At 38.5% G+C, this 1,823-nt stretch carries 1 protein-coding gene; it reads right to left on the reverse strand.

Annotation, left to right across the window (positions count from 1 at the left end):
- Nucleotides 1–221: 221 nt before the first annotated feature.
- Complete coding sequence (locus ATZ99_RS00065; protein ID WP_068747221.1) at nucleotides 222–1,748, reverse strand: transposase; 1,527 nt, start codon at nucleotides 1,746–1,748, stop codon at nucleotides 222–224.
- Nucleotides 1,749–1,823: the final 75 nt, after the last annotated feature.

The raw sequence follows: 1,823 nt of genomic DNA on the forward strand, positions 1-1,823 counted from the left end.
GAAACAGTTAAAAATTCCCTGTAAAAAACTAACAAACCCAACAAAAAAACCAATAAAACCCAACCTTTTACCCAAAGAAGGAAGAAAAGAAAAAAATAACAAGTAAACAGCAATACTTACTAAAATAAAACCCCAAAAAAGACAATAACAAAATAACCCTTTAAAAAATCAATTTTAAAAGGCAAATTATGGAACATATTTAACTTATGGGATTCTGAATTCTAAGCTGCTAAATCTTTCCGCAAGATCTCATTCAAAATATCAAAGTGTTCTTTTTCAGCCTTAGCAACCCAGGCATCAAGATGACAATTCATAGCAGCAAAATGAATAAACAAATACCAATTCTTGCGGCTTCTAACCCGAGAGCGCTCAATCTCATAATCATTCTTAATCCGTTTAAACGAGCGTTCCGAAGAAGACCGCATAGCATAAATCTTGCGCCAAGCCTTGGAATTTCTGGGGGTTTTAGTAAAAATTCTTAAATCATCCTGAGGTTTAGTATAAACCGTCCGCCCATAAGGGGAATCAGAACAAGGGCAATCACAAGAAATATTTTTTCTCAAACGTTTGCTGCCGGCTTTCAAAGGGCAGCGCCACTTCAAGCGACTGCGGCTTTTATTAAAGCCACAAAAACACATAGAATATCCTTTGGGGCAAATAGGGACACCATACTCATTCACACTGACCGAAGGCAAATTCTTAAAATTGCCCTTACCCTTAGAATTTAAATCGATAAAAGGCTCAATACCCCAAAACTCACAAAGCTCATAAAAAGGATAAGCATCATGAGCAGAATCGGCAATAAACTTATTTACCTTCAAATATCGATAAAGCTCCTTAAACTCAGCCAAAGAAATAACACCAGTTACAGAATCATGGCGGCAAGCCTGAACGAGCCTAATATACATCGGAAGCTCACCAACACTTGATACTGCCGTTAAAACATAAGGAGAATAACCATAGTAATATTCATTACGGTAACTATCCCAGCCCCAGGAAGCCTCAGGATCCGAAAAACGACGCTTACAATCACAATTAAAAATACCCTTTTTCCTACAATCACAAACTTTAACACCATATGGGCTGGATCCCGTCCTTAAAGAAGAACCATCACCTGACAGCACAAGGTTTAAAGGATCCGGGATCAGGCCCATATGGACAGAAACATCCACAAAACAGCGGGCAAAGATTTCCTGAATTAACCTTTCAGCCCGCAGGGGGAAAGGTATTCTACCATCCATAAACCTTTTACACAACTTACCTACAACCCCGGGATGTTTAACAGGCTGCTTTTCACCGGCTTTGAGTTTCTTTTTCGGCTTTTTAACAGGAGACCTTAACATAAACCTTCTTTCAATCCTGGTCCTTCTATCCTCAAGCCAGAGCCTATCAAAAAAATCATAAAACGTCCCCACACCGGGCGTATTATGAGGCTCAAAGCCGGACAAAACAGCCAAAATATCATCCGAGCGAATAGCACAAACCCATTCAGTAACACTATGGTATCCAAGATCCAACATCAATACCAAAGACCTTAAAATACACACAGGATCATATTTAACAGGTCTACCAATAGAAGAAAAACGCTGAGACAACAAATAAATAGCAGGATCCAGATTCAAAAACCAGACCTTAGTCAAAGACCTGGAGAAAGACAAAAGCCTTTTTGAATCAACAGTCCACAGCAGTGGAACCTGCTTTTGTAAAAACTGTTTAAACTCAACATGAGAAGAACATTTAATAAGCATAAAAGAATCACCCTCATTTATTAGAAGTAATGGTAAAAAATACCATCCACTTCAATTATGGGGGCGATTCAAAAA

Origin of the sequence: Thermovenabulum gondwanense (assembly GCF_001601575.1) — a bacterium.
Classification (GTDB): Bacteria; Bacillota; Thermosediminibacteria; order Thermosediminibacterales; family Thermosediminibacteraceae; genus Thermovenabulum; species Thermovenabulum gondwanense.

What these genes read in the sequence shown, in the direction of transcription:
- ATZ99_RS00065 (WP_068747221.1), bottom strand. Translation starts at nt 1,748, where the DNA reads ATGCTTATTAAATGTTCTTCTCATGTTGAGTTTAAACAGTTTTTACAA.